This is a genomic window from Acinetobacter sp. NIPH 542, assembly GCF_000369825.1.
Lineage (GTDB): Bacteria > Pseudomonadota > Gammaproteobacteria > Pseudomonadales > Moraxellaceae > Acinetobacter > Acinetobacter oleivorans.
This window is the reverse complement of the sequence record NZ_KB850204.1, coordinates 422,998-445,321: the sequence shown is the minus strand read 5'-3', so window position 1 is coordinate 445,321 and position 22,324 is coordinate 422,998. Positions and strand designations below refer to the sequence as shown.

The window sequence follows — 22,324 nt, the reverse complement described above, 5'->3', positions numbered from 1 at the left end:
AATGTGGCTAACAGCAATGACTTTACAGCAAGCGACCTTACCAACCCCGCGTTTTGATGAAATTAAATTAGAAAATTTAAAACAAGACATCCAACAAGCGATTCAAGCAGGCCAAGAATTTTTAAATACACTTACCGCTGTACCTACCGATACCGCTCAACAACTTGCCGTACTTGAACAAGTCGATACACTTGAAAATAACCTTAGTGAATCATGGGGTGTTTTATCACATTTAAATGCGGTAATGAACAATGCTGAAACCAGAGAAGTCTATCAATCGTTATTACCGGCCTTGAGTGAATATTACACTCAACTTGGTCAACACACGGCGCTCTATCAAACTTATCAGCATATCCATGATGGTCAGGGTTATACCTCTCTTAGTCCAGCCCAACAAAGTGCTATTCGACTTGCTTTACGTGATTTTAAACTTTCTGGTGTGGCTTTAGAGGGTGAAGAGAAAAAACGCTATGCAGATATTTCTGCTCGCCTTTCACAGCTTTCTTCTGATTTTTCTAACCATGTGCTTGATGCAACACAAGCATACTTTAAACTGCTTACAGAAACTGAGCTAAAAGGTCTTCCTGAAAGTAATGTTGAGTTATTAAAACAATACGGTAAACAACGTGAACTCGATCAAGCTGTAGCAACTCTAGATTTCCCAGCTTATTTTGCAATCATGACGTATGCAGATGACCGCGCTTTGCGTGAAGAGCTTTACAGAGCTTATGTCACTCGTGCATCTGATCAGTCTGAACAAACTGAGTTTGATAACAGCAAAATTATGGAAGAAATTTTAAGTCTTCGTCAGGAAATGGCGAAGCTGCTTGGTTTCAAAAACTACGCTGAATATTCTCTTGCAAGCAAAATGGCACCAGATGTAAAAACGGTACATGACTTTTTAGTTGATCTCGCTGAGCATGCTCGTGCCCCTGCTCTTCAAGAAGTTGCTGAACTTCAAGAGATTGCCAAGCAAGATGGTGTTGACGAACTTAAACCTTGGGATAGTACTTACTATTCTGAAAAACTCAAACAGCAACAATTCAACTTATCGCAAGAAGCATTAAAACCGTACTTCCCTGCACCTAAAGTCATTCAAGGTTTATTCCAGATCGTGCAGCGCTTATATGGTATTAGCATCATCGAAAGACAAGCACCAGTCTGGCATCCAGATGCACGTTATTTTGAATTAGAAGACCAAGGTCAAGTGATTGGTGGATTCTTCTTTGACATCTATGCACGTACGGGTAAACGTGGCGGTGCGTGGATGAATGGTTTCCGTTCACGCATGCAAACTGTTCATGGTTTACAAAAACCAATTTGCTACATGGTGTGTAACTTCACGCCTCCAGTAGGTGATCAGCCTGCTTTACTCACCCATGATGAAGTGATCACGTTATTCCATGAGTTTGGACATGGTTTACATCATATGCTAACCGAAGTAGATAATATTTCAGTTGCAGGAACTCATGGTGTTGCTTGGGATGCAGTAGAGCTACCAAGCCAGTTCATGGAATTCTGGTCATGGGATAAAGAAAGCCTAGATGTATTAAGTGAACACATCGATAGTAAAAAAACTTTGCCACAAGAATTACTCGATGCTTTATTAAATGCGCGATTCTTCCAGTCTGGTATGCAAACTTTGCGTCAGCTTGAATTTGCATTGTTTGATTTGACTATTCACACTAAAACACCTGCTTTGAATAGTGAGCAAATTCAGCAGACCTTAGATGACATTCGTAAGCAGTATGCAGTTGTTCCTGCTGTAGATTACAACCGCTTCCAACATAGCTTCAGTCATATTTTTGCTGGTGGATATGCGGCGGGTTATTACTCTTACAAATGGGCAGAAGTTTTAGCAAGTGATGCATTTGACCGCTTTGAACACGAAGGTATTTTCAACACTCAAACTGGCAAAGAATTCCGTCAAGCAATTTTAGCAGTGGGTGGTAAAGATACTGCACTTGAAGCATTTGTGAGTTTCCGTGGACGTGAACCTAAAATTGATGCACTGTTACGTCATCAAGGTTGGACGAATGACAGTAAAACCGCTTAAACTATGGGCCTAAATTGATCGTGTGGTTAGGGTGATAAAGATGAAAAAACGTTTCATTGCTGGGGCTAAATGTCCAAAATGTGAAGCAACAGATCGGATTGTCATGCTAACCACCGCTGAAGACGAATGGATTGAATGTATCGAATGCGGTTATAGTGAAAATCGTCCGACTCATATTGATGAGCCTGAAGCACCCGCTGTACCTGATGAAGTTGGAGTAATACAGTTCAAGCCTCGTCGTCCTGACTAAAGGTCTTAGAGATGCCACTACAAAGAAAACAAAACTCAAAACTATTGTGGATTTTAATTGGGGGCTTAAGCATTCTTGTAGTGCTTTTTTTAGCTGCACAATGGTTTTTCAAAAAAACCGAGTCATCCGCACCAATGGTTGATCCTCAACCTGTTTCGACACCCGCTCCTGTTAAAACCACGGATCCATCATCAAGTTCAGAACCTGTAGCAGAAGCTGCAAGTTCACAACAGCTTGTGAATGAAGATGTACTCAAACAGCCTGTACCAGCTCAAGAGTCTTTAGCAAAAGAAGAAGTGTCTAAACTCGATGACATCCATCGCCAGCTAAAAGATCAGGAAGCAACTTTAAAAGCTCAGCATGCTGATGCTGATCAATTAACTAAACTCAAAGAAGAACAAGTTAAATTGCTTGAAGCTCAGCTCAAACAGCAATAGTTTTTCAATGGGAAATAAAAAAGCTAAAGATAGATAACTTTAGCTTTTTTTATTTTAATTCATAACTCTAGCCATTCTTTTTTCCTAAATTTATTGAATCTTCTTAATAAAAAAGCCCTCCATTTAGGAAGGCTTTTTGTATAACCAATACTTTAATTTAAGTTAATGATACCAACCGAATAACTTAAATACATATGGCACATAAGTTACCAATACCAGTGATGAGAACAAGACAATAATTGGTAGCAACCAGCGCTCATAGCGGAAGTAGAAGCTTGTATATTTCTCTTTCGCTTCAGCATCAGCAGCGTTCACTTCATCATCTCCGACGGACAACCGCGTGAGTAGATGGTTCAAGGCAACTGGTGGAGTTACATAACCAAATTCGAATGCAACCAACACAATCATCCAGAAGTGAATTGGATGAATACCATTTTCGTATGCTACAGGTGCAATGGTTGCAGCAACTAAAATTACAGCACCAAATGGATCTGTACACATACCAATAATAGCAAGTAACAGTGCAATACATGCCAGTGATATATAGATACTGCCTAAATGAGTCGGCAATAATTCAACCACTTCAGAACGTTCAATTAAACCACCAACACTTGCAGACAATGCCATCAGAATAATTAGTGCGCCAATATGGCCTACAGTTTCTGAAGTTGCAAAACGAAGTGCTCCACCAAAACCAAGACGGAATTGAGAACTATGCGGATCATGTGCACGAAGGAATGGTGATTTCTGTTCGTGTTCACGAACAATCGCCTCATGAATATTAATCGCAGGAGTTTCTTTTGTAGCGACCAATTTGTCATACAAAATCATTGCGATCAGAACTAATGGCAAAATTACTGGGGCAGTAAATTCATTCATTCCTGTGTCTAGCGCATATTTATAAATAGCAAGAACAACAGCAGTGATCAGAATGTATGGAATTACAGGTACAAAGGCACGCATCATGCCCGGAATCGCAACTTTTGGCGAATTTACACGGAACTTCTCTTCAGCCAAGAGTAATGAAACACCCAAGAAAATAAATGCTGTTAACCAAAATACATAAACACCATGGCCAAACAACTCATCGGACGTTACATGACGACTGTCCAACATTGCAATTAAAACAACCAGTAGACATGGACGTACCACCACACCTAAAGAACCTGACATTGCAGATACAGCCAATGCATATTGACGGCGAGCACCCGCATTCCAGACTTCTTTATAAATAATTGCACCTGCTGCAATAACGAAAATACCTGACGCGCCTGTATAAGCCGTCGGTACCGCAGCTGCAATTAGAATTAACCATGTTAAGGTTTCTGGTGCCAAATTCCATGGACGAAGCACATTAAGGAACAAGTCCATAACACGTGTTTGAGTTAAAAGCATACCTGCCCAAATAAACAAGGCAAGGTTTAAGAAAATACCTGAGAACTCAACCAACAAGCCAAGGTAAATCCCTTGCCCCATTGGATAATCCATAAAGAATGTGAATACTATGCCCGTAATCAAAGCCATGTAAGCATATAAAGGTACACTTAATAAGGCTAAGCCAATATTACCGCCTTCACGTTTTGCTGGTGGTGAAAAAAATAGTTGATAAAGACTAATTAAAGTCAGAACAACAAATAGAATCATCCAAATCCAATAAATGGTTACTGTTTCATAGGTAGGTGTTACACCAGAGTTAATGACTGAACGATACTGACTAATTACAGAGAAACTGAGTAATGCATTACCAATCACCATAAAGATTGAATAGACTTTGTAATCGATTTTTGTTGCTGGATTACGTAAGCCAATATGGTGAAATTTTAACGATGCCGTAATCGCAGAAATTAGAACCATAAAGATCAGTAAAATTGCGCGGTTTTCTGTACCAAATTTAAAAATACCAAAGAAACCTGTCTCGATGGCACGGTAAGTACGCACACCAGGGTTAGCTTCGATATATTTAATTGTCTTATCATATGCTTGATATTTTTCGTCACATTGTTGCTGCGCTGCGAGAAGCGATGCACGGACATCACTTTCCGATGCGGCACCAAAGAAACTCGAAAAATCATCAGATGCATTCGCTTTCATTTGTTCTTTTACTTGAGCATCGATATTTGGATGTCGATCACAAGTCGGCTTTTCAGGTTCAGCACGCAAAAATGAATATTGCATGCCTATCGCAGGATCACCATAAAGACGTTCCCCGATACGTAATAATTGCCCGTGGATCATCTCCCCGGTACCAATGATTAGTGTCATTAATAGTAGAATGAGGATGACGAATGTTGAGATCCATTCGTTCCAGATATAACCCAACAGACCTAATCCAGATCTTTTTTCCTGATGTTCTTGCATAAATATTCCAATTTTGTTCTCTCAAAAACCTGAAAACAGGAGCTTGAGTCATGCAATTTTCTTGGTCAGGGGTTAATTCCTTCCCCCTTCTACCAATCCCTTTATTCAACGATCAAATTTGCATCAAACTTTGTTAATAAAGAATGACTAAAATCACTTTTTTAACAGTTTGTATTGTCAATATTTCTTTTTTAATCTTTGAGCAAGCCAATAGCAGCCCCCAAAGATTGCTCCACCAATTGCTCCATATAAATGAGCTTCAGTTAAGACTGGGCTCCCTATTAACTGGGCAGTTCCTGTTTGTCCAAAAGTATTTTCCCATATCAGTTTTGCAATAATTAATCCTAAGACCAGAAAAGCAAAATTCCGTTCTTTACGATATTGCAAATAAACTAAAGCAACTGCTGTATATAGCCCATGTAAAACACCTGACAAACCAGCATATGCCTCGATATAAGGTAAATAAAAATAGAAGACCAAGCTAATGAACGGTGGCAGCAGTAAAAGTAGACTTAAAATATGCCACGCTTTGGTGTGCGGAAAGATAAACGGTAAACAGGCGAATGCCATCATGTTTAAAAGGAAATGAATCCACCCTACGTGTACCCAATGTGCAGTCCATAAACGCCAGAATTCACCAAGTAAACTTTCCCGCCAATAAATAAAAGTATCAGGAAATACTTGTAGACATGCAGATATGGAAATGCACACTGCGACCAAAAGCACTTTATTATTCAGTACATGATCTTTCATGGCACACTCCTTGAAATTAAACTTCTTACAATTATTGTAGAACTTAACAATAGACTCGCAAGAAGTTAGTCTTTCAAATATGTTTACTGTGCTGCTGGTTGCGCAGATGAATCCGCAGGAGCTTCAGATGCGGCTCCGCCATCAAATAACTCATCTAGCTCTGCTGCACCTTCGTTCTTATCATCCCAGAAATGTGACATACCATCATCTCCAGTACGCACACCTGTATGCTCAGTCCAGTAACGGTCAGAAATACCGCGTACAATCAGACCTGCCATACTATCGATTAACTTAAAGTTTGGATTAACAGGCTTATCATCAGCTTGAGAAGCAGCATAGGATCTTAATGCATCACGGATTTTTGCATCATCACCACTTGCTTGAGCAGCTACCGCATATAACGCATGAGATAAGCGAACACCTTTTTGCTCACCAATTTGCACTGATTGCTTTAATGTCTGGTATGGATCAGGTTTCCCTTCATCTGCGCCAGGTAATAAAGTCCAGATAACAGCACGCGTTGCGTTAGGGGCTCCCCAGAATTTTTCATTATCGAGACAGACCATGCCGCGCTCTACTATAGCGGCGATATCTTTTGGAACATTGACTGCGCCGCCAGAGTTAATATCATTGGTCACAGCCTGAAGACCACTAATCATTCCAAGTAAATAAACTGTTTGATCAGTGTCACTACGCATCGTTGGACAAGAATCACCTAAATGGTATTTATATTTAGATTCCCAACGATCAGCGAACAACTTATAGCCTGTATATTGACGCTCAGCAGCAATTGCTGCCCAACGCTTTTGTGCAATACGTGCATCTTGAGCTTCAGTTACTTGCCCTGCTTTTGATGCACGCAAATAACGCAATTCCTGTTCTAATGCTTGATTCTCAGCACATACACCTGAAGCCGCATACATTAATACCGCAACACGCGTTGGATCTGCACCCATACCTTTAGTAGACATGATTGCTGGTGTTAAGGCACTACCAGTATTACAAACCATTTCAGCATCTTGCATTGCCAGAATAGGCGGAACGACGTGCTTTTCCGTAAAACCTAAAGCAACATTTGCTCCGGTTTTCACGACGTATGAACAACCTGATAAAACTGAAGCTGCAAGAAAACTCATCGCCAAACCTTGGCTTATTTTTTGGACTTTAGACATCTTCCTGTCCTCTATGTAATTTGTTTTTTCCTTTTCAGATGTACATTAGCAGATGCATATCTTGAATAAAAGAGTAATTACTCTAATTGTAGCGCTTATACTTTGACACACTTCACAGCAGATAAAATTGACAGTTTTTCAGGGAAACAGAAATTTTAGGCAAAAAAAAGTAGCATTGCGACGGTTCAGCACATGCTACTTATTAACTGAGATAAGCTTTTAACGGCTTATATTATTTTTGTTCTATATAATCCTTAAGTAAAGTTCCTGCTCTTCCTACTACCACAGCCATAACTACTGCAATTAACAGAAACATCCACATTGAAATCTCCATGAGAGACCTCCTTACTACAATCGCACCCAGTTATAAACTGGACACTTGATGAAATTAATCGACTAACCAATTTAATAATTGACTGATCGACGACCTTGCATCCTCTGTCTCTTAACTTTGTTAAAATTAACTCTGTTAAGATGTTCCCTGAGTAAAGTTCCTGCTCTTCCTATCACCACTGCCAGAATGATGGCAATGACCAAGAACGACCATGTTGGCATCTCCATTTTGAGACCTCCGACACACTTTACGTTGGTGTTTGTACTTTAACCGATCAAATAGGTACCCATAGGTGAAATTGTCAGACAATCGTATTTCCTTAACTTTTTTCTATATTTTAATTAGACAATCCTGAGCACAAGCAAAAAAATAAACATTAAATTATTGTTTTTTATAATTTTTATATAAATATACAAATGTAGAATTGTCTAACAATTAATGAAGTTTCTGTAGAACTTTTAACTTTTTCCAATACTGTAAAGGAAGTTGATCAAACCAGATTATGGCTACTTTCACAGGTGCTCCCCCAAAATAAACAACCATAAATAGCTGATAATCAATTATTTTATTAATTTCTACACGGTGAATCACTTTTTTAGAAAGATAGGCAACTGACCAAGATTTTTGATCTAAATATGCAATTTGAGAAATTCGTGATTGTTTTAAAAATAATAGGAAACCAATAGATAAAAGAATCAGACTAAATAGCCACCACATAGGTGATAACAATTGATAAAGTAGGATTGCTAAACTCAAGCCAATAAAAAGCTGAAATATTATCGAGAAACGACTATATTTCAGCTCAAAATTCAATTCTTTTATCAAAACAGTTTAGCCATGTACGTACTGTTTTAATTTATAAATAAATTCACGTAACTCTGTGCGTGGAGGTTCAGAAACTTCCATGAACCAATCTAGCAAATCTGGATCTTCTTGTTCTACTAATTCTGCAAATAAGGCCTTCTCTGCCGGATCCGCAGTTAGATAATAATTTTTTACATAAGGGTCAAAATAGACGTCAATTTCTTTTAAGCCGCGGCGTGCTCGATAAATTACTTTACGTTCTTCCAAGGTCATTTCGTCAGACATTTATTTCCCCATCTGCGTTGATAGTGCGCCTAGTTTACCTGATCACATTCCAAAGATCGCTAAAAATATCAAATTGACCAAATTTATCATCTTGTCCTCATAATTGAGCATTCATCACATTGTTCGCCATGAAATGCTTCCGTATGTTTAAGGAAATAACATCACACCTGAACCAAGGAAGAAATACAAATGCAATCTGGTGCCATCCGTCCTATTCCAAATATGTTACCTAGAAAACTATTTAACGAAGAGCATGAAGCTTTCCGCGAGACAGTACGTAAATTCTATGAAAAGGAAGTTGTTCCCAATATTGAAAAATATGAAAAACAGCAACATGTTGATCGAGATCTTTGGAATAAGGCTGGAGAATTGGGTCTTCTTTGCACCACAATGCCAGAGCAATATGGTGGGTCTGGAGTAGACCGCTTGTACAGTATGATCTTAATTGAAGAGCAAGCTTATGCTATGGATTCTAGTACGGGCTTTTCTTTACATTCAGATATTGTTGCCAATTACGTAAATAACTTTGGTAATGAAGAACAAAAACAAAAGTGGTTACCAAAAATGGCAACCGGAGAAGTGGTCACGGCTATTGCCATGACTGAGCCTGGTACTGGTTCTGATTTACAAGCAGTGAGAACCACAGCTGTACTTGATGGTGATGATTACGTCATTAATGGTTCTAAAATTTTCATTACTAATGGCTACTTATGTGACATGGTCATAGTCGTTTGTAAAACGGGTAATAATGACAAAGGTTCAGCAAACTTATCACTTATTATTGTTGAAGCAGACAGAGCTGGTTTTAGCAAAGGTAAGCCTCTTAATAAAATTGGAATGAAAGGCCAAGATACGTGCGAATTATTTTTTGATAACGTTCGTGTTCCTAAAGAAAATCTCTTAGGTATGGAAGGCATGGGCTTTATCATGCTCATGAAAGAATTGGCTTGGGAACGAATGCTAGTCGCTATTATTTGTCAGGCAGGTGCTGAAGCCGCATTTGCACATACTGTCCAATATACAAAAGACCGTAAAGCATTTGGCAAACCTGTTAGTGCATTTCAAAATACGCGTTTTAAACTTGCTGAACTGAGAACAGAAATAGATTTTTGCCGTACCTATCTAGATCGTTGTATGGAATTACAACTTGAAGAAAAATTGAGTGTGGAAGCTGCTGCAGCTGCTAAATATAAAATTTCAGATATGTTCTCAAAAGTTGTAGATGAATGTCTTCAATTACATGGTGGTTATGGTTACATGCTTGAATATCCAATTGCTCGTGCCTACATAGATCATCGAGCAAATCGAATTTATGCAGGTACCAATGAAATTATGAAAGAATTAATCTCTAGAACACTTTAATAAATTCAATATGAAATATAAAAGGGGCATTACGCCCCTTTTATTTATCTAGTATCTATTAAGATACTAGTTTTGGCTTACGCTCATTCGTTTCCGAACGCTTATGAAAATGTAGAACACTATCTTCAAATTTTGAATTTTTTAGCGACTTTCTATCTTCTAAATAGTTATTAGTGACTTGCCATGGAGCATGCTTACCTTGTTTTGGAAGTTCATGTGCCGCACGACTGATATAACCTGAAGATAATTTACCCATTACAGTATCTTCTTCCATTTCAGTCTTATCACCAGAAGGAACTACTTCATCATAACTATTTTTGTCCATATAGTTTAACAAGCGACAAATATATTCCGCAGCGATATCAACCTTAAGCGTCCATGATGCATTTACATAGCCAATAATCATGGCCATATTTGGTACATCACTCAACATCACACCGTTATAAAGCATATGCTCAGATGAATTAAGAGCTTTACCATCAATAGTAGCCTGAACCCCACCCATAATTTGAACTTGCAAACCAGTTGCAGAAATCACAATATCCGCATCAAGATGTTTACCAGATTTAAGTAAAATACCTTTTTCAGTAAATTTCTCAACTTGATCTGTTTCTACACTCGCTTTACCTTCACGCAAAATCTTAAATAAGTCACCATCTGGTACAACACATAGACGTTGATCCCAAGGATTGTATGAAGGTGTAAAATGCTTCATATCAACTTTACCCTTTAACTGCACTTCAATTGCTTTTAAGAGTAAACGACGTACAGTTTTTGGATGCTTCTGAGACAATGCATAAATAGCGCGCTGCATACCAATATTACGTGCACGGGTAAATTTATACGCCGCTTCTTCAGACATAAATTTACGCGTTTTTTCATAAATAAAGTCGATAGACGGTACACTAGCAATATACGTTGGTGAACGCTGCAACATCGTTACATGACCAGCCCCACCTTTCGCCATTGCTGGTACTAAAGTAATCGCTGTTGCGCCACTACCAATAATAACGACCTTCTTACCTGTGTAATCTAAATTTTCAGGCCAATGCTGCGGGTGAATAAGTTGCCCTTTAAATGCTTCTTGATTTGGGAAAGAAGGCGCATATCCTTGATCATAGTTATAGTAACCAGTACACCCTACAACAAAATTAGCAATCCAAGTCTGTTGTTTTTTCTTGCTATCTTCAATTACAACCTGCCATTTCTTTGATTCAGAATCATAATTAGCAGAAAGTACACGATGACCAAAGTGAATTTTTTCTTTTAATTTATATTCATCAATAACTTCGCCTAGATATCCTTTAATAGAAGCACCATCAGCTAATACATTCGCTTTACACCACGGCTTAAAATTAAAACCAAATGTGGACATATCTGAGTCTGAGCGAATACCTGGATAACGGAAAAGATCCCATGTTCCACCAAAAGATTCACGACGCTCTAAAATTTCAAATTGGCGTTGTGGAGAATTTTTTGATAAATGGGCAGCAACTCCAATTCCTGAGATACCTGCACCAATGATTAAAATATCAACTTGCTTTTCCATTTTATTTTTATACCCATTGTTGAGAATATAAGTTTATTAAAGCACAATTTTGACAATACACAATGTCAAGTTTGACCGTTTATCCGTTTTTTTATGTCACTTGAGGACATTTTTATAATTTTACTACTTATCAAAAATAAAAAAGACCGGTATAAAACCGGTCTTTTTTGAATAAAATCAATTATTCAACTGAAGTATTCACTTCACGATCTACTAGCTCAACGTAAGCCATCGGTGCTGCATCACCAGCACGGAAGCCCGCTTTAAGAACACGTAGATAACCGCCGTTACGTTCTTTGTAACGAGGGCCGAGTACGGTAAATAATTTACCTACAGTTGCAGCATTACGAGTACGAGCAAATGCTAAACGACGATTTGCTACAGTATCGTTTTTTGCTAGAGTGATTAAAGGCTCAGCAACACGACGTAATTCTTTAGCTTTAGGAACAGTTGTTTTGATCAACTCGTGTTCAAATAAAGAATTAGCCAAGTTTTGGAACATCGCTTTACGATGGCTGCTTGTACGGCCTAATTTCACACCACTATTACGATGACGCATGGTGATAGTCCTACTTAATTAACGGCTACGATAGGCAAAACGGTCGTCCATACGAAGACTAGCTGGTGGCCAGTTTTCAAGACGCATACCGAGTTGTAAGCCTTTCGATGCCAAAACATCTTTGATCTCTGTTAACGATTTTTTACCAAGGTTAGGAGTTTTTAACAACTCAACTTCAGTACGTTGAACAAGATCACCAATGTAGTAAATATTTTCTGCTTTCAAACAGTTAGCAGAACGAACAGTAAGCTCTAGATCATCTACTGGGCGAAGCAAGATTGGGTCAACTTCTTCACGAGGCTCTTGAGCAACTGGAGTTTGGTCTTTCTGAAGATCAACAAAAATTGCAATTTGTTGTTGCAAGATTGTTGCCGCTTTGCGGATTGCTTCTTCAGGATCAACCGTTCCATTTGTCTCGAGGTCGATTACCAGTTTATCTAAATCGGTACGTTGTTCTACACGCGCATTTTCAACGGTGTAAGAAACACGCTTAATCGGGCTATAAGAAGCATCTAATTGCAAACGACCAACAGGACGTGTTTCACCTTCAGGGAAACGAGAATCAGATGTTTCATAACCACGACCTTGAGCAACCTTCAAGCGCATTTTTAATGAGCCTGAAGCACTCAAAGTACCGATCAAATGTTCTGGGTTAACCACTTCAACATTATGAGGTAAACGAAGGTCAGCAGCAGTAATTTCGCCAGGACCTTGTTTCTCTAATGTTAAATATGCTTCATTTTGATCGAACAGCTTAATAGACAATCCTTTTAGGTTCAGCAAGAGCTCGACGATGTCCTGCTGCAAGCCTTCTAAAGTACTGTACTCGTGCTCGACACCTTCTATCTCTACTTCAACCACAGCAGCGCCAGGTAAAGAAGACAATAGAATGCGACGTAAAGCATTACCTAGAGTATGGCCAAAACCACGCTCTAAAGGTTCTAGAATCACTTTTGCCGAGGTCCCGCTAACCGCTTCGACCTTGATCGCTTGCGGAGTTAGAAACTCGTTTGCAGTACGCGTCATTATTGCTACCTCAAGGATTATTTAGAATACAATTCTACAATCAAGCTTTCATTGATTTCAGCAGGTAAATCAGCACGATCTGGTGCAGCTTTAAACGTACCTTCAAGCTTAGAATGATCAACATCGATCCAAGCTGGAATACCACGTTGTGCAGCTAACTCAATCGCGTTTTTAATACGCAATTGTTGTTTAGCACCTTCGTGAACCGCAATTACATCACCAGCTTTAACTTGAATAGATGCGATGTTTACACGACGACCATTCAAAGTAATGCTACGGTGACTTACTAACTGACGAGCTTCTGCACGTGTAGAACCAAAACCCATGCGATAAACAACGTTATCAAGACGGCTTTCAAGCAATTTCAACAAGTTCTCACCTGTTGCGCCTTTAACACGAGCTGCTTCTTTATAGTAGTTACTAAATTGACGTTCTAACACACCGTAAATACGACGGACTTTTTGTTTTTCACGTAATTGTAGTGAATACTCAGATTGCTTACCACCGCGTGCCTGACCATGTTGACCAGGTGCTTTGTTAGCTTTTTTAGTTTTGACGTCAAAAGGTTTAACGCCAGATTTAAGTTGCAGGTCTGTCCCTTCGCGGCGAGAGAGTTTGCATTTTGGACCAATATAACGAGCCATGAATGTTTCTCCTTACACGCGACGTTTTTTAGGTGGACGGCAACCGTTGTGAGGAATTGGCGTCACATCGGTAATGCTGTTAATTTTATAACCCACTGCGCCTAATGCACGAACCGCAGACTCACGACCTGGACCAGGACCTTTTACAAGGACATCCAGATTTTTCAAACCGTAATCTAAAGCTGCTTTACCAGCAACTTCAGCAGCTACCTGAGCAGCAAACGGAGTTGATTTACGTGAACCACGGAAGCCTTGTCCACCAGAGGTGGCCCAAGCCAATGCATTACCTTGACGATCAGTAATCGTAACAATGGTGTTATTAAAAGACGCGTGAATGTGTGCAACACCTTCAGAGACGGTACGAGTGACCTTCTTGCGTGTGCGAGTATCTTTAGCCATCTTTTAGCTTCCAGAAATCTTACTTTTTAATCGGTTTGCGCGGACCTTTACGGGTACGTGCGTTAGTTTTGGTGCGTTGACCACGGACAGGCAAGCTGCGACGATGGCGAAGGCCGCGATAGCAACCCAAATCCATTAAACGTTTAATGTTCATGGAAATTTCGCGACGTAAGTCACCTTCGGTAGGAACCTTAGCAACTTCTGCACGAATCGCATCAAGCTGAGCATCGTCCAACTCACGGATCTTAGTAGTTTCAGTAATACCAACTGTAGCTAAGATATTCTTAGCAGTATGGCGACCGACACCAAAGATGTAAGTGAGGGAGATAACAGCATGCTTGTTATCCGGAATGTTTACACCGGCAATACGAGCCATTCACTTTCTCCAAAAAGGCAGTAGAGATAATCAACCGCCCCACAAAATCTTGAGGGGCGGATATTAACCCAATTCGCCTACTGAAATCAACAGGTCTTGATTAGATTAACCTTGACGCTGCTTATGACGAGGTTCTGCGCTACAAATTACGCGAATAACCCCATTACGACGGATAACTTTACAGCTACCACAAATTTTCTTTACAGAAGCTTGTACTTTCATGATGAAACCTCTAAGTGCGCTTATCCCTTAGGATGAGCAGTCGTTTTTCTCATTAATGTTTGATTATCATATTGATGAGATGTTAAGTGCGCTTGTAGCTGAGCCATAAAGTCCATAACAACGACAACTACGATTAGTAATGATGTACCACCCAAAGAGAATGGGATTCCAAAAGAACTTTGTAGAATCATTGGCATTAAACAAATGACCGTAATATAAATCGCACCAATAAACGTCAAACGATTAAGAATATGATCTAAGTAACGAGCAGTTTGCTCACCTGGGCGAATACCAGGCACATAAGCTCCGCTGCGTTTTAGATTTTCTGATACTTCCTTAGGGCTAAATACTAAAGCCGTATAAAAGTAACAGAAAAAGATAATTAACGCACCAAAGAGCACCAAATACAAAGGCTGTCCAGGCGACAATACTAAAGCTAAATCTTGTAAACTACGCTTAATTAATCCAGCATTTGCATCTGCACTTCCTACCCATTGACCAAGACTCGCTGGGAACAATAGTAAAGAACTTGCAAAAATCGCAGGAATCACACCAGCCATATTAATTTTTAATGGCAAATGTGTCTGCTGTGCTGTAAATATACGACGACCTTGTTGCTTTTGTGCATAATTGACTGGAATACGACGTTGTGCTTTTTCAATAAACACAATGGCAGCCAGCACACCTACAGACAAAAGACCAAAGATCACAAGACCAATTAAGCTTGTCTGACCATTATCTACTGATGAAACTGATTGCATAATTAATTTAGGCAAACCAGAAACAATACCAGCAAAAATAATCATTGAGATACCGTTACCAATACCTCTTTCAGTGATTTGTTCACCTAGCCACATTAAGAACATAGTTCCAGCGACAAGTGAAGTAACTGCTGGTATATAAAACTCAAGACCAACTGACAGAGTAATACCCTGACCAATCAAACCTGCGCACATACCAACTGCCTGAACCACTGCAAGCAACAATGTACCCTGACGCGTATATTGATTAATTTTACGCTTACCTTGCTCACCTTCCTTTTTCAAGGCTTCTAGTGAAGGAATTACCGTAGACATTAACTGCACAATAATTGATGCAGAAATGTAAGGCATAATTCCTAAAGCAAGAATAGACATTCGCTCTAAAGCACCGCCAGAAAACATATTGAATAGCCCAAGAATAGTTCCTTGGTTCGCATGAAATAAATTTTCTAACGCAGCATTATTAATGCCTGGTACTGGAATATGCGCTCCTAGTCGAAAGACCAGCAATGCACCGATTAGAAAACTCATCCGGCGAATAATTTCACGATATTTCACGTGAAATGGCTGACCTTTCATCATGTTGACATGACCTGAAGAACTAGGAGACATAGACACTCGAGATTACTCCTCGACTTTGCCGCCAGCTGCTTCAATTGCAGCTTTAGCGCCTTTAGTCAATGCAACACCTTGAACAGTGAATGCACGAGTGATTTCACCAGAAAGTACGATACGAGCACGAACTTGGTCACGACGAACAACATTCGCAGCTTTCAAAGTTTCTAGGCTAACGATGTCGCCTTCAACTTTGCTTAACTCAGATAAACGTACTTCAGCAGTTTTTAAAGCGATTTGGCTAGTGAAACCGAATTTAGGTAAACGACGATAAATCGCTGTTTGACCGCCTTCAAAGCCTGGACGAACGCCACCACTTTTACGTGATTTTTGACCTTTGACACCACGGCCACCAGTCTTACCAACGCCAGAACCGATACCACGGCCTAAACGACGGTTTTCACGTTTTGCACCTTCCGCAGGCGCAAGCTCATTTAAACGCAGAGTCATGGCTTATTCCTCTACACTAACCATATAGTAGACTTTGTTGATCATACCGCGGTTAGAAGGCGTATCTTGCACTTCTACAGTATGACCAATACGACGCAGACCTAAACCTTGTAAGCAAAGCTTGTGATTTTTCAAGCGATGTGAAGAAGATTTAGTCTGGGTAACTTTAATCGTTTTCATGATTGATTACCCTTGAATTTCTGCTACTGATTTACCACGTTTCGCAGCGACTTTCTCAGGAGAAGTCATATCACGCAAACCTTTGAAAGTTGCGTTTACTACGTTTGCAGCATTAGTAGAACCATAACATTTAGCAAGTACGTTATGCACGCCCGCAGCTTCTAAAACGGCACGCATTGCGCCACCAGCGATTACGCCAGTACCTTCAGAAGCAGGTTGCATGTATACACGGCTTGCGCCATGACGAGCATTCACAGGGTGTTGTAAAGTAGTACCTGCAAGGTCTACAGTAATCATGTTGCGACGTGCAGCTTCAAGTGCTTTAGAAATAGCAGCTGGAACTTCACGTGCTTTACCACGACCAAAACCAACACGACCATTACCATCACCCACAACAGTTAATGCTGTGAAAGAGAAGATACGACCGCCCTTAACAACTTTGGCTACACGATCAACGGCAACCAGCTTTTCAACAAGACCTTCGTTTTGTTCAACTTTAGCCATGATTAGAACTCCAAGCCGTTTTCACGAGCAGCATCAGCCAAGGCTTTGATACGACCATGATATTTAAAACCAGAACGGTCAAATGCAACTTTAGTTACACCAGCTGCTTTCGCGCGCTCTGCGATTAAAGCACCTACTTTAGTAGCCGCGTCTACATTACCTGTAGTACCGCTACGTAAAGATGCATCCAAAGTTGAAGCTTGCGCTAAAACTTTGCCACCATCTGCTGAAATAACTTGAGCATAGATGTGACGCGGAGTGCGGTTTACACACAAACGAGTCGCACCCAATGCACGGATGTGCAAGCGTGTGCTTTTCGCACGACGCAAACGGGTTTGTTTCTTTTCGTTCATAAGAACCTCGCGCCTTATTTCTTCTTAGCTTCTTTACGAAGAATGACTTCATCCGAATAGCGAACACCTTTACCTTTATATGGTTCAGGAGCACGATACGCACGGATTTCTGCCGCTACTTGACCTAACAACTGCTTGTTTGCTGATTTCAAAATGATTTCAGTTGCAGTTGGAGTTTCCGCTGTTACACTTTCAGGTAAAGCGTAGTCAATTGGGTGTGAGTAACCAAGGTTAAGGTTTACAACAGTACCCTTAACCGCAGCTTTATAACCAACACCAACTAGCTGCAACTTACGTTCGAAGCCTTCACTAACCCCTTTTACAAGGTTATTCAATACAGCGCGAGCAGTACCAGCTTGCATCCAAGCATCTTTCGATTCTTTAACTGGAGCAAGTTGAAGTTTACCTTCTTCCTGTTTTAGCTCGACCAGCGCATGCAGGTTGAAAGACAACGTACCTTTGCTGCCTTTCACTTCGACCTGCCGGCCGTTCTGAGTAACTGTTACACCATTCGGTACAGTTACTGGGGCTTTAGCCACACGAGACATGAGGAATCACCTATTAAGAAACAAAAGCAATAACTTCACCACCAACGCCCGCAGCACGTGCAGCGCGATCAGTCATGATGCCTTTGCTTGTAGAAACAATTGCAATACCTAAACCTTGCTTAACGCTTGGAAGTTTATCTTTACCACGGTATTGGCGAAGACCTGGACGGCTTACGCGCTTAACCATTTCGATAACTGGTTTGCCTTCGAAATATTTTAAAGTAATTGTCAAAGTAGATTTTGTCTCTTCTTGAGCAACTTCTACGTTTGAAACATAACCTTCTTGTTGAAGTACGTTTGCAATTGCAACTTTCAACTTAGAAGAAGGCATAGAAACAGTTTGTTTCTTAGCCATTTGTGCGTTACGAACACGTGTTAGCATGTCGGCAACGGTATCTTGCATACTCATTTAGTCGCTCCTTACCAGCTTGCCTTAACAACGCCTGGTACATCACCCTGCATTACTGTGTCACGTAATTTGTTACGGCTTAAACCGAACTTACGGAAGTAACCATGAGGACGACCAGTTAAACCACAACGGTTACGAAGACGTACCGGAGATGCATTACGTGGCAACGCTTGTAACTTTAACATCGCTTCGAAACGTTCTTCTTCACTTGCATTTACGTTTGCAATCGTAGCTTTTAATTCAGCACGTTTTGCAGCGTATTTAGCAACTGTTTTTTCGCGTTTCAATTCGCGATTAACCATACCTTTCTTAGCCATATCGACCTCTTATTTGAACGGGAAGCCGAATGCACGCATAAGCGCACGGCCTTCGTCATCGGTGCGAGCAGTCGTAGTAATAGTAATATCCATACCACGAATACGATCAATCTTATCGAAATCGATTTCAGGGAAAACGATTTGCTCTTTCAAACCCATTGAGTAGTTACCACGACCATCAAATGATTTCGAAGAGAAACCACGGAAGTCACGGATACGAGGGATTGCGATTGAGATCAAACGGTCCAAGAATTCGTACATTTGGTCGCCACGTAAAGTAACTTTACAACCAATCGGCCAACCGTCACGGATTTTAAAACCAGCGATAGATTTGCGAGCAAGTGTAATTACTGGTTTTTGACCAGCAATTAATTGCATGTCGACTACAGCGCCATCTAATAATTTCTTATCAGTTGCAGCTGCGCCTACACCCATGTTTAGGGTAATTTTTGTGATGCGTGGAATTTCCATCACGTTCTTAATGCTAAGTTCTTCTTTTAACTTTGCTTTAAGTTCATCATTGTAACGTGCTTTAAGTCTGGCCATTGCCTTTTCAACCTATTACTTCGCTACCGCCACTGATTCACCATTTGATTTATAAACGCGAGTTTTCACGCCATCAATCACTTGGTAACCAACACGGTCAGCCTTCTGGGTTGTAGCATTTAAAATTGCCACGTTTGAAATATGAAGCGAAGCTTCTTGAGTAACGATACCGCCTTCAGCGCCAGTTACACGATTCGGCTTTTGATGCTTCTTCACTAAGTTAAGGCCTTCAACCTTAACGCGGTCTTCAGAAACAGACAATACAGTACCCTGTTTGCCTTTTTCTTTACCTGCGATCACGATAACTTGATCGCCTTTTTTAATCTTAGCCATGATTGCCTCTTATAGAACTTCAGGAGCCAATGAAATGATTTTCATGAACTGTTCAGTACGAAGTTCACGAGTCACTGGTCCGAAGATACGAGTAGCAATCGGAGCTTTGTTGTTGTTCAGGATAACTGCAGCATTATCATCAAAACGGATCACAGAACCATCTGGACGACGAATGCCGAATTTAGTACGAACTACAACCGCATTCATCACGTCACCTTTTTTAACACGTGCGCGTGGGATTGCTTCTTTTACAGTAACTTTAATAATGTCGCCAACAGAAGCATAACGACGATGTGAACCACCAAGTACTTTAATACATTGTACGCGGCGAGCACCACTGTTGTCTGCTACGTCGAGCATAGTTTCGGTTTGAATCATTGCCCTACTCCAAAACCGAGCATCACCGGTCACAATTTCGAAAGGCTCAAAGAGTACTCGAAATTGACCGATGATGCAACAAGAACGTCGAATTACTCAGCAGCTGCTTCAACTACTTCCACTAAAGTCCAAGCTTTAGTTTTAGAAATTGGGCGGCTTTCTTTGATTGTCACAACATCACCAATTTTAGCGACATTGTTCTCATCATGAGCGTGTAACTTAGTTGAACGGCGAATTGACTTGCCATACAACGGGTGTTGAACGCGGCGTTCAATAAGAACAACAATAGATTTATCCATTTTGTCACTTACGACTTTGCCGGTTAACGTGCGGACTGTTTTTTCACTCATTGTCCGTTCCCCTGTTTTTCGGTAAGGAGTGTCTTAATACGAGCAATTGTCTTACGAGCAACTTGCACTTCGTGCGATTTACCCAACTGACCAGTTGCTTTCGCCATACGAAGACGGAATTGGTTAAGCTGTTGCTCATCAAGCAAAGCTTTCAACTCTTCTACCGACTTTTCACGTAAATCTTTAGTTTTCATTACATTACCGTCCGAGTCACGATAGTGGTTTTAAACGGAAGTTTAGCAGCAGCTAAAGCAAATGCTTCACGCGCTAATTCTTCGTTCACACCTTCAATTTCGTACAGGATCTTACCTGGTTGGATCTGGCAAACCCAGTATTCCACGCTACCCTTACCTTTACCCATACGCACTTCAAGAGGCTTTTGAGTAATTGGTTTATCCGGGAATACGCGAATAAAGATTTTACCACCACGCTTAATACGGCGGCTAATAGTACGACGTGCAGCTTCAATCTGACGCGCAGTCATACGACCACGTTCAGTTGCTTTGATTGCAATCGAACCAAATGATACTGTACTACCACGATGCGCTAGACCAGTATTACGGCCTTTGTGCACCTTACGGAATTTGGTACGTTTAGGTTGCAACATGGATTATTCTCCCTTGTCAGCAGCACGGTCACCGCGACGACCACGACGCTCTTGACCTTCACCACGACCACGACCACGTTTAGCTGGACGATCTTCAGCAGGAGCAGGGTTCATGACTTGTTTCATGCCACCTAAAATCTCGCCACGGAAAATCCAAACTTTAACACCAATCGTACCGTAAGTTGTTTCTGCACGCATAGTTGCATAATCAATGTCTGCACGTAATGTATGCAAAGGTACACGACCTTCACGATACCATTCAGTACGAGCAATCTCTGCACCACCTAAACGGCCAGACACTTCAACTTTGATACCTTTAGCACCAGCACGCATAGTGTTTTGAACCGCACGCTTCATAGCACGACGGAACATTACACGCTTTTCTAATTGAGAAGCGATTGCTTCAGCAACTAAACGCGCATCTAAGTCTGGGCGATCAATTTCATTGATACTTACTTGCGCTGGAACACCCATAATGCTGGTAAGTTCGCGCTGTAATTTCTCAATATCTTCGCCTTTTTTACCGATTACGATACCAGGACGAGCTGTGCTAATTGTTACTTTAGCAGCGCCTGATGGACGTTCGATAAGAATGTTGCTGATCATCGCATTCTTAAGTTTTTTAGTTAAAAACTCACGAACTTGAAGATCTTTAAGCAAGTATTCAGCGTATTGTTTCGGACTCGCATACCAGTTAGCGTTATGACGTTTCACAACACCTAGGCGGATACCGATTGGATGAACCTTCTGACCCATATCAAACCCCTACCTTAACGGTGATGTGACAAGTACGCTTCGTAATACGATCTGCACGGCCTTTAGCACGTGGCATAATACGTTTAAGGCTAACACCTTCATCAACGTAAATCGTAGAAACTTTAAGATCGTCAACATCTAAACTGTTATTGTGTTCAGCGTTTGCAATCGCAGATTCCAATGCTTTTTTTACTAAAACAGCAGCTTTTTTATTGCTGAAGTTTAAGATATTTAAAGCATGCGCAACAGATTTGCCGCGAATAAGATCTGCAACCAAACGTGCCTTTTGTGCCGAGATAGCGGCACCGCGTAATTTAGCAGTTACTTCCATCATGACACCTATTAACGTTTAGACTTCTTGTCAACACCGTGACCACGATAGGTACGAGTTGGCGCGAATTCACCGAGTTTATGACCAACCATATGCTCAGTAACAATTACTGGAACGTGATTACGACCATTATGAACAGAAATTGTTAGACCAACAAAATCTGGAAGGATCATCGAACGACGAGACCAAGTTTTAATCGGCTTGCGAGAGTTACTAGCAACAGCCGCTTCAACCTTAGCGAACAAGTGCGCATCGACGAATGGGCCTTTTTTCAGAGAACGAGGCATTAGTCAGATTCCT

The 22,324-nt window shown here is 40.6% G+C and carries 32 protein-coding genes and 1 pseudogene; 4 read left to right on the top strand and 29 right to left on the bottom strand.

Translation table 11 applies throughout. The features are described 5' to 3' along the window. The first annotated feature begins 1 nt into the window (after window position 1). Genes F886_RS03185 through F886_RS03175 form a run of 3 tightly spaced genes read left to right on the top strand, consistent with a single transcriptional unit; the run spans window position 2 to window position 2,743 of the window. Window positions 2–2,056: a M3 family metallopeptidase gene (locus F886_RS03185; RefSeq protein WP_034590728.1), complete on the top strand. Its 2,055-nt coding sequence runs from the start codon at window positions 2–4 to the stop codon at window positions 2,054–2,056. Window positions 2,057–2,096: 40 nt separating this feature from the next. Further along, complete coding sequence (locus F886_RS03180; RefSeq protein ID WP_004639498.1) at window positions 2,097–2,306, top strand: YheV family putative zinc ribbon protein; 210 nt, start codon at window positions 2,097–2,099, stop codon at window positions 2,304–2,306. Between the two features lie 11 nt (window positions 2,307–2,317). Then, window positions 2,318–2,743 carry a hypothetical protein gene (locus tag F886_RS03175; protein WP_005301318.1) on the top strand — a complete coding sequence of 142 codons (426 nt, stop codon included), beginning with the start codon at window positions 2,318–2,320 and terminating at the stop codon, window positions 2,741–2,743. 162 nt (window positions 2,744–2,905) lie between these two features. Here F886_RS03175 and F886_RS03170 read toward each other — a convergent pair whose 3' ends face one another. The 5 genes from F886_RS03170 to F886_RS03150 all read right to left on the bottom strand — a co-directional run bounded on the left by F886_RS03170 (window position 2,906) and on the right by F886_RS03150 (window position 8,449). Beyond that, complete coding sequence (locus F886_RS03170) at window positions 2,906–5,101, bottom strand: TRAP transporter large permease subunit (protein WP_005301316.1); 2,196 nt, start codon at window positions 5,099–5,101, stop codon at window positions 2,906–2,908. Between the two features lie 177 nt (window positions 5,102–5,278). Next, the gene (rrtA, locus tag F886_RS03165; RefSeq protein ID WP_005301314.1) at window positions 5,279–5,854 is read right to left on the bottom strand and encodes a rhombosortase; all 576 of its coding nucleotides are present in this window, start codon (window positions 5,852–5,854) and stop codon (window positions 5,279–5,281) included. Between the two features lie 83 nt (window positions 5,855–5,937). Continuing rightward, window positions 5,938–7,026 (bottom strand): hypothetical protein, encoded by a 1,089-nt coding sequence (locus tag F886_RS03160; protein WP_005301308.1) that lies wholly within the window; start codon window positions 7,024–7,026, stop codon window positions 5,938–5,940. Window positions 7,027–7,795: 769 nt separating this feature from the next. Further along, complete coding sequence (locus F886_RS03155; protein WP_034590724.1) at window positions 7,796–8,185, bottom strand: hypothetical protein; 390 nt, start codon at window positions 8,183–8,185, stop codon at window positions 7,796–7,798. Between the two features lie 6 nt (window positions 8,186–8,191). Beyond that, a complete protein-coding gene (locus F886_RS03150) occupies window positions 8,192–8,449 on the bottom strand; it encodes an FAD assembly factor SdhE (protein ID WP_005301304.1) in 258 nt (85 codons plus the stop codon). 189 nt (window positions 8,450–8,638) lie between these two features. On the opposite strand from F886_RS03150, the gene F886_RS03145 reads away from it, so the two are divergent. Beyond that, window positions 8,639–9,811 carry an acyl-CoA dehydrogenase family protein gene (locus F886_RS03145; RefSeq protein ID WP_005301303.1) on the top strand — a complete coding sequence of 391 codons (1,173 nt, stop codon included), beginning with the start codon at window positions 8,639–8,641 and terminating at the stop codon, window positions 9,809–9,811. 58 nt (window positions 9,812–9,869) lie between these two features. On the opposite strand, the gene F886_RS03140 is transcribed toward F886_RS03145, so the two are convergent. The 24 genes and pseudogenes from F886_RS03140 to rpsS form a co-directional block, all read right to left on the bottom strand. After that, entirely contained in the window at window positions 9,870–11,360 is a 1,491-nt protein-coding gene (locus tag F886_RS03140) for a flavin-containing monooxygenase (RefSeq protein WP_005301300.1), read from the bottom strand. 181 nt (window positions 11,361–11,541) lie between these two features. After that, window positions 11,542–11,919: a 50S ribosomal protein L17 gene (gene rplQ / locus F886_RS03135; protein ID WP_005301297.1), complete on the bottom strand. Its 378-nt coding sequence runs from the start codon at window positions 11,917–11,919 to the stop codon at window positions 11,542–11,544. Window positions 11,920–11,937: 18 nt separating this feature from the next. After that, window positions 11,938–12,945: a DNA-directed RNA polymerase subunit alpha gene (locus F886_RS03130; RefSeq protein ID WP_003653641.1), complete on the bottom strand. Its 1,008-nt coding sequence runs from the start codon at window positions 12,943–12,945 to the stop codon at window positions 11,938–11,940. 17 nt (window positions 12,946–12,962) lie between these two features. Next, on the bottom strand, window positions 12,963–13,589 hold the full coding sequence (gene rpsD / locus F886_RS03125) for a 30S ribosomal protein S4 (protein ID WP_005301294.1): 627 nt from the start codon (window positions 13,587–13,589) through the stop codon (window positions 12,963–12,965). A 12-nt stretch (window positions 13,590–13,601) separates the two neighbouring features. Then, complete coding sequence (rpsK, locus tag F886_RS03120; protein ID WP_001040166.1) at window positions 13,602–13,988, bottom strand: 30S ribosomal protein S11; 387 nt, start codon at window positions 13,986–13,988, stop codon at window positions 13,602–13,604. A 19-nt stretch (window positions 13,989–14,007) separates the two neighbouring features. Beyond that, window positions 14,008–14,364, bottom strand: a complete 357-nt coding sequence (rpsM, locus tag F886_RS03115) for a 30S ribosomal protein S13 (protein WP_004789609.1) — start codon at window positions 14,362–14,364, stop codon at window positions 14,008–14,010. Between the two features lie 105 nt (window positions 14,365–14,469). Continuing rightward, the gene (gene rpmJ / locus F886_RS03110) at window positions 14,470–14,586 is read right to left on the bottom strand and encodes a 50S ribosomal protein L36 (RefSeq protein ID WP_000867907.1); all 117 of its coding nucleotides are present in this window, start codon (window positions 14,584–14,586) and stop codon (window positions 14,470–14,472) included. 20 nt (window positions 14,587–14,606) lie between these two features. Beyond that, complete coding sequence (secY, locus tag F886_RS03105; RefSeq protein WP_171056864.1) at window positions 14,607–15,926, bottom strand: preprotein translocase subunit SecY; 1,320 nt, start codon at window positions 15,924–15,926, stop codon at window positions 14,607–14,609. 45 nt (window positions 15,927–15,971) lie between these two features. Then, entirely contained in the window at window positions 15,972–16,412 is a 441-nt protein-coding gene (rplO, locus tag F886_RS03100) for a 50S ribosomal protein L15 (protein WP_004789613.1), read from the bottom strand. A gap of 3 nt (window positions 16,413–16,415) precedes the next feature. Further along, complete coding sequence (gene rpmD / locus F886_RS03095; RefSeq protein WP_000849088.1) at window positions 16,416–16,592, bottom strand: 50S ribosomal protein L30; 177 nt, start codon at window positions 16,590–16,592, stop codon at window positions 16,416–16,418. Between the two features lie 6 nt (window positions 16,593–16,598). Beyond that, window positions 16,599–17,096 (bottom strand): 30S ribosomal protein S5, encoded by a 498-nt coding sequence (gene rpsE, locus F886_RS03090; RefSeq protein WP_003653653.1) that lies wholly within the window; start codon window positions 17,094–17,096, stop codon window positions 16,599–16,601. A gap of 2 nt (window positions 17,097–17,098) precedes the next feature. Continuing rightward, window positions 17,099–17,449, bottom strand: coding sequence for a 50S ribosomal protein L18 (gene rplR, locus F886_RS03085; protein ID WP_003653654.1), 351 nt, complete (start codon window positions 17,447–17,449; stop codon window positions 17,099–17,101). A 14-nt stretch (window positions 17,450–17,463) separates the two neighbouring features. Next, window positions 17,464–17,997 carry a 50S ribosomal protein L6 gene (rplF, locus tag F886_RS03080; protein ID WP_005301272.1) on the bottom strand — a complete coding sequence of 178 codons (534 nt, stop codon included), beginning with the start codon at window positions 17,995–17,997 and terminating at the stop codon, window positions 17,464–17,466. Between the two features lie 13 nt (window positions 17,998–18,010). Beyond that, window positions 18,011–18,406 carry a 30S ribosomal protein S8 gene (rpsH, locus tag F886_RS03075; protein ID WP_004789617.1) on the bottom strand — a complete coding sequence of 132 codons (396 nt, stop codon included), beginning with the start codon at window positions 18,404–18,406 and terminating at the stop codon, window positions 18,011–18,013. A gap of 11 nt (window positions 18,407–18,417) precedes the next feature. Continuing rightward, on the bottom strand, window positions 18,418–18,723 hold the full coding sequence (rpsN, locus tag F886_RS03070) for a 30S ribosomal protein S14 (protein WP_004789619.1): 306 nt from the start codon (window positions 18,721–18,723) through the stop codon (window positions 18,418–18,420). A gap of 9 nt (window positions 18,724–18,732) precedes the next feature. Next, the gene (gene rplE / locus F886_RS03065; RefSeq protein ID WP_004789621.1) at window positions 18,733–19,269 is read right to left on the bottom strand and encodes a 50S ribosomal protein L5; all 537 of its coding nucleotides are present in this window, start codon (window positions 19,267–19,269) and stop codon (window positions 18,733–18,735) included. 15 nt (window positions 19,270–19,284) lie between these two features. After that, window positions 19,285–19,602, bottom strand: coding sequence for a 50S ribosomal protein L24 (rplX, locus tag F886_RS03060; RefSeq protein WP_002116820.1), 318 nt, complete (start codon window positions 19,600–19,602; stop codon window positions 19,285–19,287). Between the two features lie 9 nt (window positions 19,603–19,611). Continuing rightward, entirely contained in the window at window positions 19,612–19,980 is a 369-nt protein-coding gene (gene rplN, locus F886_RS03055; RefSeq protein WP_001982634.1) for a 50S ribosomal protein L14, read from the bottom strand. A 92-nt stretch (window positions 19,981–20,072) separates the two neighbouring features. Further along, complete coding sequence (gene rpsQ / locus F886_RS03050; RefSeq protein ID WP_001291845.1) at window positions 20,073–20,330, bottom strand: 30S ribosomal protein S17; 258 nt, start codon at window positions 20,328–20,330, stop codon at window positions 20,073–20,075. Next, window positions 20,327–20,524 carry a 50S ribosomal protein L29 gene (rpmC, locus tag F886_RS03045; RefSeq protein ID WP_000849928.1) on the bottom strand — a complete coding sequence of 66 codons (198 nt, stop codon included), beginning with the start codon at window positions 20,522–20,524 and terminating at the stop codon, window positions 20,327–20,329. The genes rpsQ and rpmC overlap by 4 nt, the downstream gene beginning before the upstream one ends. Then, the gene (gene rplP / locus F886_RS03040; RefSeq protein WP_002049688.1) at window positions 20,524–20,937 is read right to left on the bottom strand and encodes a 50S ribosomal protein L16; all 414 of its coding nucleotides are present in this window, start codon (window positions 20,935–20,937) and stop codon (window positions 20,524–20,526) included. The genes rpmC and rplP overlap by 1 nt, the downstream gene beginning before the upstream one ends. Then, a pseudogene (rpsC, locus tag F886_RS03035) lies at window positions 20,877–21,693 on the bottom strand (30S ribosomal protein S3). The gene rplP and the pseudogene rpsC overlap by 61 nt, the downstream one beginning before the upstream one ends. A 1-nt stretch (window position 21,694) precedes the next feature. Next, on the bottom strand, window positions 21,695–22,024 hold the full coding sequence (gene rplV, locus F886_RS03030; protein ID WP_004639524.1) for a 50S ribosomal protein L22: 330 nt from the start codon (window positions 22,022–22,024) through the stop codon (window positions 21,695–21,697). A gap of 11 nt (window positions 22,025–22,035) precedes the next feature. Beyond that, window positions 22,036–22,311, bottom strand: a complete 276-nt coding sequence (gene rpsS / locus F886_RS03025) for a 30S ribosomal protein S19 (protein WP_001138119.1) — start codon at window positions 22,309–22,311, stop codon at window positions 22,036–22,038. Between the last annotated feature and the right edge of the window lie 13 nt (window positions 22,312–22,324).

What these genes read in the sequence shown, in the direction of transcription:
- rpsE (WP_003653653.1), bottom strand. Translation starts at nt 17,096, where the DNA reads ATGGCTAAAGTTGAACAAAACGAAGGTCTTGTTGAAAAGCTGGTTGCC.
- F886_RS03185 (WP_034590728.1), top strand. Translation starts at nt 2, where the DNA reads ATGTGGCTAACAGCAATGACTTTACAGCAAGCGACCTTACCAACCCCG.
- F886_RS03170 (WP_005301316.1), bottom strand. Translation starts at nt 5,101, where the DNA reads ATGCAAGAACATCAGGAAAAAAGATCTGGATTAGGTCTGTTGGGTTAT.
- F886_RS03150 (WP_005301304.1), bottom strand. Translation starts at nt 8,449, where the DNA reads ATGTCTGACGAAATGACCTTGGAAGAACGTAAAGTAATTTATCGAGCA.
- F886_RS03145 (WP_005301303.1), top strand. Translation starts at nt 8,639, where the DNA reads ATGCAATCTGGTGCCATCCGTCCTATTCCAAATATGTTACCTAGAAAA.
- rpsD (WP_005301294.1), bottom strand. Translation starts at nt 13,589, where the DNA reads ATGGCTCGTTATATTGGTCCAAAATGCAAACTCTCTCGCCGCGAAGGG.
- rrtA (WP_005301314.1), bottom strand. Translation starts at nt 5,854, where the DNA reads ATGAAAGATCATGTACTGAATAATAAAGTGCTTTTGGTCGCAGTGTGC.
- F886_RS03160 (WP_005301308.1), bottom strand. Translation starts at nt 7,026, where the DNA reads ATGTCTAAAGTCCAAAAAATAAGCCAAGGTTTGGCGATGAGTTTTCTT.
- rplV (WP_004639524.1), bottom strand. Translation starts at nt 22,024, where the DNA reads ATGGAAGTAACTGCTAAATTACGCGGTGCCGCTATCTCGGCACAAAAG.
- rpmD (WP_000849088.1), bottom strand. Translation starts at nt 16,592, where the DNA reads ATGAAAACGATTAAAGTTACCCAGACTAAATCTTCTTCACATCGCTTG.
- rpsQ (WP_001291845.1), bottom strand. Translation starts at nt 20,330, where the DNA reads ATGAGTGAAAAAACAGTCCGCACGTTAACCGGCAAAGTCGTAAGTGAC.
- rplP (WP_002049688.1), bottom strand. Translation starts at nt 20,937, where the DNA reads ATGTTGCAACCTAAACGTACCAAATTCCGTAAGGTGCACAAAGGCCGT.
- rplX (WP_002116820.1), bottom strand. Translation starts at nt 19,602, where the DNA reads ATGGCTAAGATTAAAAAAGGCGATCAAGTTATCGTGATCGCAGGTAAA.
- F886_RS03140 (WP_005301300.1), bottom strand. Translation starts at nt 11,360, where the DNA reads ATGGAAAAGCAAGTTGATATTTTAATCATTGGTGCAGGTATCTCAGGA.
- rplR (WP_003653654.1), bottom strand. Translation starts at nt 17,449, where the DNA reads ATGAACGAAAAGAAACAAACCCGTTTGCGTCGTGCGAAAAGCACACGC.
- rplF (WP_005301272.1), bottom strand. Translation starts at nt 17,997, where the DNA reads ATGTCTCGTGTGGCTAAAGCCCCAGTAACTGTACCGAATGGTGTAACA.
- rpsS (WP_001138119.1), bottom strand. Translation starts at nt 22,311, where the DNA reads ATGCCTCGTTCTCTGAAAAAAGGCCCATTCGTCGATGCGCACTTGTTC.
- F886_RS03130 (WP_003653641.1), bottom strand. Translation starts at nt 12,945, where the DNA reads ATGACGCGTACTGCAAACGAGTTTCTAACTCCGCAAGCGATCAAGGTC.
- rplO (WP_004789613.1), bottom strand. Translation starts at nt 16,412, where the DNA reads ATGACTCTGCGTTTAAATGAGCTTGCGCCTGCGGAAGGTGCAAAACGT.
- secY (WP_171056864.1), bottom strand. Translation starts at nt 15,926, where the DNA reads ATGAAAGGTCAGCCATTTCACGTGAAATATCGTGAAATTATTCGCCGG.
- F886_RS03175 (WP_005301318.1), top strand. Translation starts at nt 2,318, where the DNA reads ATGCCACTACAAAGAAAACAAAACTCAAAACTATTGTGGATTTTAATT.
- rpmJ (WP_000867907.1), bottom strand. Translation starts at nt 14,586, where the DNA reads ATGAAAGTACAAGCTTCTGTAAAGAAAATTTGTGGTAGCTGTAAAGTT.
- rpsK (WP_001040166.1), bottom strand. Translation starts at nt 13,988, where the DNA reads ATGGCTAAAGATACTCGCACACGCAAGAAGGTCACTCGTACCGTCTCT.
- rpmC (WP_000849928.1), bottom strand. Translation starts at nt 20,524, where the DNA reads ATGAAAACTAAAGATTTACGTGAAAAGTCGGTAGAAGAGTTGAAAGCT.
- rpsM (WP_004789609.1), bottom strand. Translation starts at nt 14,364, where the DNA reads ATGGCTCGTATTGCCGGTGTAAACATTCCGGATAACAAGCATGCTGTT.
- rpsN (WP_004789619.1), bottom strand. Translation starts at nt 18,723, where the DNA reads ATGGCTAAGAAAGGTATGGTTAATCGCGAATTGAAACGCGAAAAAACA.
- rplN (WP_001982634.1), bottom strand. Translation starts at nt 19,980, where the DNA reads ATGATTCAAACCGAAACTATGCTCGACGTAGCAGACAACAGTGGTGCT.
- rplQ (WP_005301297.1), bottom strand. Translation starts at nt 11,919, where the DNA reads ATGCGTCATCGTAATAGTGGTGTGAAATTAGGCCGTACAAGCAGCCAT.
- rplE (WP_004789621.1), bottom strand. Translation starts at nt 19,269, where the DNA reads ATGGCCAGACTTAAAGCACGTTACAATGATGAACTTAAAGCAAAGTTA.
- F886_RS03180 (WP_004639498.1), top strand. Translation starts at nt 2,097, where the DNA reads ATGAAAAAACGTTTCATTGCTGGGGCTAAATGTCCAAAATGTGAAGCA.
- rpsH (WP_004789617.1), bottom strand. Translation starts at nt 18,406, where the DNA reads ATGAGTATGCAAGATACCGTTGCCGACATGCTAACACGTGTTCGTAAC.